Origin of the sequence: Vibrio nomapromontoriensis (genome assembly GCF_050337205.1) — a bacterium.
GTDB classification, from domain to species: domain Bacteria; phylum Pseudomonadota; class Gammaproteobacteria; order Enterobacterales; family Vibrionaceae; genus Vibrio; species Vibrio nomapromontoriensis.
In genome coordinates, this window is the sequence record NZ_JAKJSS010000008.1 from 295480 (window position 1) to 303528 (window position 8049).

9 protein-coding genes are annotated in these 8049 nt (G+C 43.2%); 4 read left to right on the forward strand and 5 right to left on the reverse strand.

Annotated features, from left to right (window positions below):
• Position 1: 1 nt before the first annotated feature.
• Positions 2-727 carry a cellulose synthase operon protein YhjQ/BcsQ gene (locus L4D05_RS09145; RefSeq protein ID WP_428793728.1) on the reverse strand — a complete coding sequence of 242 codons (726 nt, stop codon included), beginning with the start codon at positions 725-727 and terminating at the stop codon, positions 2-4.
• Between the two features lie 3 nt (positions 728-730).
• Positions 731-1003, reverse strand: a complete 273-nt coding sequence (locus tag L4D05_RS09150; protein WP_428751356.1) for a hypothetical protein — start codon at positions 1001-1003, stop codon at positions 731-733.
• Positions 1004-1032: 29 nt separating this feature from the next.
• Between L4D05_RS09150 and L4D05_RS09155 the strand changes: the two genes are divergently transcribed.
• The 4 genes from L4D05_RS09155 to L4D05_RS09170 all read left to right on the forward strand — a co-directional run bounded on the left by L4D05_RS09155 (position 1033) and on the right by L4D05_RS09170 (position 4592).
• Entirely contained in the window at positions 1033-2460 is a 1428-nt protein-coding gene (locus L4D05_RS09155) for a BcsE family c-di-GMP-binding protein (protein ID WP_428793729.1), read from the forward strand.
• Entirely contained in the window at positions 2457-2609 is a 153-nt protein-coding gene (locus tag L4D05_RS09160) for a hypothetical protein (protein WP_428751358.1), read from the forward strand. Before L4D05_RS09155 ends, L4D05_RS09160 begins: the two co-directional genes overlap by 4 nt.
• Positions 2610-2612: 3 nt before the next feature.
• The gene (gene bcsG, locus L4D05_RS09165) at positions 2613-4250 is read left to right on the forward strand and encodes a cellulose biosynthesis protein BcsG (RefSeq protein ID WP_428793730.1); all 1638 of its coding nucleotides are present in this window, start codon (positions 2613-2615) and stop codon (positions 4248-4250) included.
• A 171-nt stretch (positions 4251-4421) separates the two neighbouring features.
• Positions 4422-4592 carry a hypothetical protein gene (locus L4D05_RS09170; RefSeq protein WP_428751360.1) on the forward strand — a complete coding sequence of 57 codons (171 nt, stop codon included), beginning with the start codon at positions 4422-4424 and terminating at the stop codon, positions 4590-4592.
• 144 nt (positions 4593-4736) lie between these two features.
• Here L4D05_RS09170 and L4D05_RS09175 read toward each other — a convergent pair whose 3' ends face one another.
• The 3 genes from L4D05_RS09175 to pfaD all read right to left on the reverse strand — a co-directional run bounded on the left by L4D05_RS09175 (position 4737) and on the right by pfaD (position 8049).
• Positions 4737-4928 carry a YwbE family protein gene (locus L4D05_RS09175; protein WP_428751361.1) on the reverse strand — a complete coding sequence of 64 codons (192 nt, stop codon included), beginning with the start codon at positions 4926-4928 and terminating at the stop codon, positions 4737-4739.
• Between the two features lie 15 nt (positions 4929-4943).
• Positions 4944-5459: a DUF3087 domain-containing protein gene (locus tag L4D05_RS09180; RefSeq protein WP_428751362.1), complete on the reverse strand. Its 516-nt coding sequence runs from the start codon at positions 5457-5459 to the stop codon at positions 4944-4946.
• Between the two features lie 952 nt (positions 5460-6411).
• Positions 6412-8049, reverse strand: a complete 1638-nt coding sequence (gene pfaD, locus L4D05_RS09185; RefSeq protein WP_428793731.1) for an eicosapentaenoate synthase subunit PfaD — start codon at positions 8047-8049, stop codon at positions 6412-6414.

Consider the following 8049-nt stretch of genomic DNA (forward strand, 5'->3'; position numbering starts at 1 on the left):
CTCATTTTTCCTGACGTTGAACCTGTTCCAGATATGACAGTGTGACTGTGGCAAGTTGTTTGAATTCTGTATGACTCTGCGCATAAAGCGCCGATACCATGACGTTTGATAACTCTGCAAACGCCTCCTGAATCGCAATATCAAAATAAACGTAGGAAGAAAACAATCTATCGCCGAGCATTTCTTCCAGTACTAGCGTTAAATCGAGGCACAATCGAACATCATGCCGACACAAGTTCATCACAAAGCGAACATTGCTCTTCGACTCGTTATTTTGCAGCCACCTAGACAACATCATGACAGACACGGGAGTGGGGTTAACGACCTTGATCGCTAAATCACACACTACTCCGTAGTCCTCGATGTTAAGATCGCTAGGAAGTAGAACGATGATGTGCTCAAACTTAAGTGACGCGGCTTGGAGCATTTCTTTTAAAACATTAGTTGCGATTTCAATATCAAGCGCTGCATCCCCATAAGGAAGAAAGTACGTTCCAGCGGGGCTTTTAAATAGACCTTGATTCCACGACTCTCCGCTAATGTAAGCGCGCGTCCAACCGTCACTGTCTAATGCATTCTGACCAAACCAACAACCTATTAGATTACGAGTATCGAGTTCAATAAGAAGGACTTTGTGGCCACGTTCAGAATAGGCCGCTGCCATATTTGCAGCAATAGTGCTTGCACCAGCACCATTATTAATCGCTTGAACCGAAATTACTGACATTTATTACTCTCTCGCACTAACAAGCTTATTACTTGCTTTACCCTCTGCGCATTGCACCAAGTTGCTTATATTTTTATCACTTTCTAACGTTTTACCTAAAAACTGCCATTTATCATAAGTCGACTTTAATTCTTGTTCTCTTTCTAAATTTTTATAAGAGCCACAATCCAAACCATACGACTGGTAAATTTGCGAAATATCCGACGCACCCTTTGACATTTGCACCCTGAATGTAATTGTTAATAACCAGGCAGCATAGTACACTACTTTTAACAAAACGGCAGCCCCTAAGGTACCTTTCTTCAATGATTCAACAAGTTATCGGCATCGATTCATGGGAAAACATGCACTCGCTCGCAATTAACAACTTTAACATCCCATTAATAAACAACAACTTTACCGTATTACTTTCAAATATGAATAAGAAGGGTATATTACAAGATCAAATTGCCGACATATCAGTGTTATATGACCTAAAGAGTGCCTTCAACATTATGTTCTCAGCGATTTATTTACCCGATAATACATTGCCGGCTGCGGACTTTCTGGATGATTTAACACAAATCAACCATGCCAAAGGGGCACATTACGTTGTCATTTTAGATAGAAACAATTTGAAACAATTTGATGTTGAAGTCATCATTCAGCGATGTGTTGAAATATTCAGCACCCTTACAATAATTGTGGTTAACTCAGAATATTCTTACATTACAGAAGTCACAAAAAAAATAACACCAACACGCAGCTATTACCTTGGTGAAATAACCACGATTCAAGGAAGTCTCTATTCTAATGCCATAAAGTACGTTTCTGGCGATCGTAATATTAGCAACAAAATATTTAAACTGGATAACTCGCCCACCAGCCACGTACTGACTGAGTCATTGCCGGTTTTTGTCGATAGTGGTGCAGCATCACACCATTTTGTTACCGCACATGGCTACCACGTATTTAGCTGTAGCAGTGAGATCGAATCCAGTGTTTCTCGTATGCAAGACGCGGTTATTGTCTTTAACTGCCAAGGCTTTCATGATATCGAACGTGTGACTCAACAAGTTTTTATGTTTAAACAGAAATTTGGCGCGTCTCTTAGGGTTCTAGTAAAAGAAAGTAAGCCCTGCATTCGCTATAATGATTTTCATATGCTGATCAATGCAGGGGCGCAAAGCATCATTGAACACCACCGCTCAGATTCCGTGCTATTTGACCAAATACGCCTTGCCTCACTGACTAAGATGGATTGTCATGACATAGACTTACCTACACTACAACGCTACTTTCAAAGCCCATTAACCCATAGCGGCATTCAACCATTTGACGCGTTTTTCAAAATAACAAATGATGTCATCGGTAAGATACAGCATTCTCAACTGGAGTTTGCTCTTGTTGAGCTTATCCCATTTTCATCGGTGCCGATGAGCGAAGCCACTAGCTATTGCAAATTAAAACGTAAAGGCGACATTGCCACCTGCGTAAACGGCCGCTTAGTACTCTTTTTCAGCTCGCTGAGACTGTATGAAGTTTCTCAAGCGCTCTCAAATGTATTTACGGTAGCGACAAGCGAAATCTTTTCTCAAACCAACACATTAACCAAACACAATGAAATAGTGGCGAAATTGCACACCCTAAATCAATATAGCTCGGGAATTGAGGAAGCTTCACATAACACAGCGGTCAAAAAAGCCGTGTTATCGAGTAGTAAAGCAATAAAAGTCGACTGGGAGGTGGTATGAACATCAATGAGTTCCTTATCGTCGCCTTTTTCTTTACTGGGCTTGGCATTGCTATTTGTTTGTTAGCACCAATAGGGTTTCGCTTAATGAAAGTACTCTATTTATTTGCCTTTAAGCACCCTAAACATCTGAAGAAAACTAAGTTTTAAACTATGAATACGACAACTTCTCGCACTTACTCTTGGTATCTAGGCTGGTGGACAGTCTACTTCGCATTAAAAGTTATTTTGTTTTGGAGTGATACCCTAAAGTTTGACCCCCTATATAACTTTGCGTTGCTCGCTTTGATTGCCCTTCCGCTTCCTAGTGGCTGGTTCAACAGACTCCGTCATTGTATTGCTGCAGGCGCTGCGCTACTGCTATTGCATCATGATTCATTTCTGCCACCACTAGATCGATTAACCAGCCAATGGGGGCTCATCAGCCAATTTGACTCAAGTTACTTACTTTCTCTTGCGGTTGATTTTGTTTCTCTCGACTTTGTCCTTTTAGTATTACTCGCCAGTATTGGTTACCTCTATTTAAATCAAATTTTCCGACTATCCACCTTTGTGATCATCGGAATGATTACCTGCTCCATCCCCCCATCGGTGTGGCAACCTTCCGCGACGGCTAACCTAGTACAAGCGAGCGCAGGAACCCTCTCATCGCCTAATGGAATAGCAAATCAAGCGAATATCAATCCAGCAAATAGCAATATCACGGAGATAGACACCTCATCAGCTGGGTTGAATCGTTACCTCACCGACTTTTTTTCGCTTCAGTCAACCCTCACCTCGTCGTTATCGTCGGTTGAAAGCATCACACCTAACTATGACATTCTATTTGTTAATATCTGTTCGTTAGGCTGGGATGACTTAGAATTTAGTGGCAACATCGATCACCCACTCTTTAAAGAGCTGGATATCGTGTTTAATCATTTCAACTCCGCTACTTCCTATAGTGGCCCTGCGGTGCTTCGCATTCTTCGAGCAAACTGTGGTCAACAAAGCCACGCCGACCTATTTAATAATAAGCTAACCAAGCAGTGCTCTTTATTCGATCAGCTCCATCGCCTTGGGTTTGAAAAAGAGGTATTAATGAATCATGACGGTAAATTCGACGGGTTCAACAAGCATATTGCCAGTAACATCGGTCCTTTTACTGCAGCGATCGATGTAGATACAATGCAACCCTCCCAGTACGCCTTTGACGGGACAAAAATTTATAGCGACCGAGACATCCTGTCGAAATGGAGTGAGATCAACCACGCTAAGCCAACGGTAAGCTTATACAACACCATTAGTATTCACGACGGTAATCGTGTTATCGGTCAATCTGGGTCACGACTTGTCACCTATAAACGGCAACAAACTCAACTCCTAGATGACCTTTACGAATTTTTCCAAAATTTAAAAACAAGTGGACGCAATGTTGTCGTGGTTGTTTTACCAGAACACGGTGCAGCTGTACGTGGTGACCGTATGCAGATATCTGGTATGCGCGAAATACCAACCAATGCGATCACCTCAGTTCCTGTCGGTGTGAAATTTTTTGGCGACGCTTCAATGACTGAACATCAGCAAGTGACCGTCGATACCCCTGTAAGCTTCCTGGCGGTAAGTGACTTAATAGCCAATATTGCTTCCAGTGGTATCTATAACGGAGAAGACGTATCACTTAGTTCACTCGTTGCAGACTTACCGCAAACCCCTGTTGTTTCTCAAAATCAAGGAACAACGATGCTAGAGGTCAATGGCAAACAGTTTTATAGCTTTGATGAAACGTCGTGGACGGAATATAAACAGTAACCGCCTTCGATGTTTAAACCGATACATAGACGCCTAATGATACTATTAGGCGTCGCTCCCCTTCCTCAATTTTGATATATTTCCTCACGATAAGTGAAACTTAGTCCTAAATGTATAAGTGGGCGAAATCACCGCATTCGCTTCATCCCTACTCGACTTAACGGAGCATTCATGTCAAAAAAAGTCATTCAATTTGAATATGAAAAAGAAACCAAAAACAGTGTTCGCTATAAAGAGGTTCCAGATGAAGGCGCGCCACCTATAGTGGGATCGCTGTATATACAAAAGTGGTTTGCAGGCAGCAGCAAAACCATCGAAGTGACGATTGAAAAGAAAGATTAACAAGAAAGCAATACAACAACTCTCTCGTTCATTACTATTACCGTTCTAATAAATCGACACTAGGTAGCTATCGTTATCATGCCTAGTGTCGTTCATTAAATATCTATATTTGCAAGTACGGTGCTTTATCCGCTTGTTTTACTGCTAAACAATAACTTTAACCCTACCCACTTCGCCACTTTCCAATCGCACCTTAATACCGTGAGGATGAGTCGGAGAGTTCGTGAGTAGATCTTTGACAATACCTGACGTCAATACTCCACTGCGCTGGTCTTGTTTGAGGACTATTTTCACTTCGATACCGGGTTGGATATCGGCGCGCTTGGTTCCAGTCATAATTATACCTTTCTATTATTTTATAAGACTAACATCAAAATCTTGCACATCAATCGACAACGCTAACGAATCTATCTTCTGTTGCAACTGTTGGATATTCTTCTCTAGTTCAGCGAGCGTTAACGTATTGTTATCAAGGATGTAAACCTGCTTTAAACTATGATAATAGAAATAGAGTACGATAATCGCATCTCTGTCGTTTTCACTAACACGCTGCTTTAACTGTTTCATTTTGCGATAGATGCGATTTTGCAACGCTTTCAACCGCCATACATAGTAAACCTCAACAAAATAAGCGGTCTTTTTGAGGTTGGAAAGTATGACGGCACAAACAATAACCGCTGCGATTACACCCAAGACGTTCAAATGAAAATTACCCGTTGATTCTGCGGTAGGCTGTTGCGAGCCAAAAAAAGCAATCAACAAACTGCCAAAACTGATAGAAAGCGCGGCTAATGTGGCAACAATCGCAATGGTTATGACATTGAGGCGCTGCTTATACGTCGATTTATCTATATGAATTAACTGCATGAATCTACACTATTTAACGGAAAGTAATAGCATGATAACTCAATGGACTAGTCTCAGACTACTTCCTATCCATCCATTTACTAATAAAGTGGGCTCTCTTCAAAAACAGCAGCTATCTCACGCGGAATGTAAACGGTCACCGCGGTAAAAAAGAAAAACCCCGAGACCTTTCGGCTTCGGGGTTATATCTCTTACTCGCCGCAATCCAGCGACTAAAGGTGCTCCATGCATCAATCCGTGACAGTAATACTGAACTCCGTCAGTTTAATCCATCCATCGCCATCCTAGCGGTGTCCTAATGTGGTTATCCTAACCGGCTAACACATCCTCGCTAGCCTTCATCACTCATTCCTTAAGTGGTGTCCTAACATCATCCTGATGTCTGTTCCATGCTTCATCCAGAAGTATCCACTGCCTTCCTTAGTTCGTTAGCTATCCTAGCAACGATTGCATCCTTTCAATGTCCTATTTGCTTTCCATGCCGACCGTTCATCCTAAACCATCGATTCGTCTTCCTAACGATGCCCTTTCCTTGAGCGTTTCCTATCCCATGTCGCCATCCCGTCGACAAGAGACATAATAATTGAGTCTGACTAATTTGACGTGTTACATTTGTGTAAATTTCGCTAACCCGCTGGACAAAAACAAACATACACCATTAAATACAATGACTTAATAACATCACCATCCAAAAGCTTCATGACAATTTCTGCCATCACTCACAATGGTGTAAGCGATCTCGCACACAGAGAAGCGATGATATAGTCAATCCCTCTTGATAGCGTTAAAGATACGTTGATGAGCATAGAAATAACCAATACACCAGTATTAAACTATCACTCGCTCCTTAGCTGGCATAACCGCAAACTAAAGATAAAAAAACGACCTCACTAGGAGGCCGTTATTAGCATATGACTCAACGTAGCATATGACTCAACAAACGCTCAAACCACTACGCCATTCTCTGACTCGGGGTCCAGCGCGCTAACGAAGGGATAAGTTTGATGCCTTGTGAAGTCAGTAGATTAACACGAGCTAAATAAGCGGCACCATGCATTAAGTGCTTGGCAAGGTCAACGGCATTACGCTGCTGATAATCATCAAGATAACTATCTTTTGCCCACGCATTAAACGCACCTAGTGCGGGACCCGCCCAAACTTGGTAGTCCATCTCACGACCTTTTTCACCGGTATTTGACCAACGACTAGAAAGCCCTAGATACCAGCGGAAGATAAGGGCCATTTTACGCTTAGGGTTGCCTTCTGCTCGTTCAATCTGCTTAGGATCGCGCTCGTTAAAGTGCGCCACGGTGCCTGCCCAGATATCGTCGAGTGTTGAGCGGAAGACTTGCGTCTCAAGCTTATGGCGTTCATCAGCGGGAATCGCTTCGATGGAGTCATAGCGAGTGTAGATCTCGTATAACTTGTTAGCACGCATCGGGAATAATGTACCACGCTTGACGACTTGTAATTTTACACCCATTTCAAACATGTCTGCTGCAGGCGCCATCGTCACATCGGCCATTTCTGTCGTTGCCAGTAACTTACGAGTATGCTCACTGGCACCCGCTTCAACACACGCTTGGTTGATAGAGCCAGTGACAATGTAAGCCGCACCCATGTTGAATGTCGCTAATGCTGCATCAGGTGTACCAACGCCCCCACCACAGCCCACACGAATTGGTGTTTTAAATTGATACTGAGCTTGGATTTTATCTTTCAATGCTAAAATCGTTGGCAACAATGTCACTAATGGACGGTTATCAGTATGGCCGCCAGAATCTGCTTCCGCGGTAATATCGTCTGCCATTGGCACCAACTGAGCCAGCTCCATTTGCTCGGCGCTAATACGCCCTTCATCCACTAAGGCTTGCAACATTTTGGCTGGTGCAGGCGCCATGAACTTGCTTGCCACTTCGGTACGGCTGACCTTCGCAATGACCTTATTGCCAATGACAATTTCGCCCTTAGCATCACGGCTCAAGCCTGCCGCTCGGTAATAAACGATTTGTGGTGTCAAACCTAAGAATGCAGATGCTTCAACCGTCTTAACGTTGTGCTTCAAAAACAGTTCGACACTACCGCGTTCAAGTGCTGGTTCACTTGGGCTATGAATCAGATTAAATGCATATGGGCCATTTGGCAGCGCCGCTTGAATGCGGTTAATTGCTTGTTCAACGCGTGATGGAATAAGACCTGCTGCGCCAAATGAACACAGGATACCCGCCTGACCAAGGGCTATGACAAGCTCCTCTGAAGAGATACCATTTGCCATCGCTCCTGCGTAGTAGGCATATTTTACCCCGTGGCAGCGACGAAATTCTTCATCACCAAGGCTTTGAGTACCTAATGCTGGCGCGTATGCACTCACTGGTTGGCTGTTAGCTGCACTTGCTGAGTCACCTGAGGTGACTTCTGCTTGTTGGCTAAGCCCTAGCCCTTTTTCGGGGTGGTTCACCACATAGCAACCAAGACTAAGATCTTTAAGAATGGTCGCCATAGTTGCGTGGTCAAAGTGCGTCGTGCTGTCTTCAATTTGCCACGGCCACGGAGAAAGCTTTTCATTGTTCATCGTTAGTTGTGTTGTCAT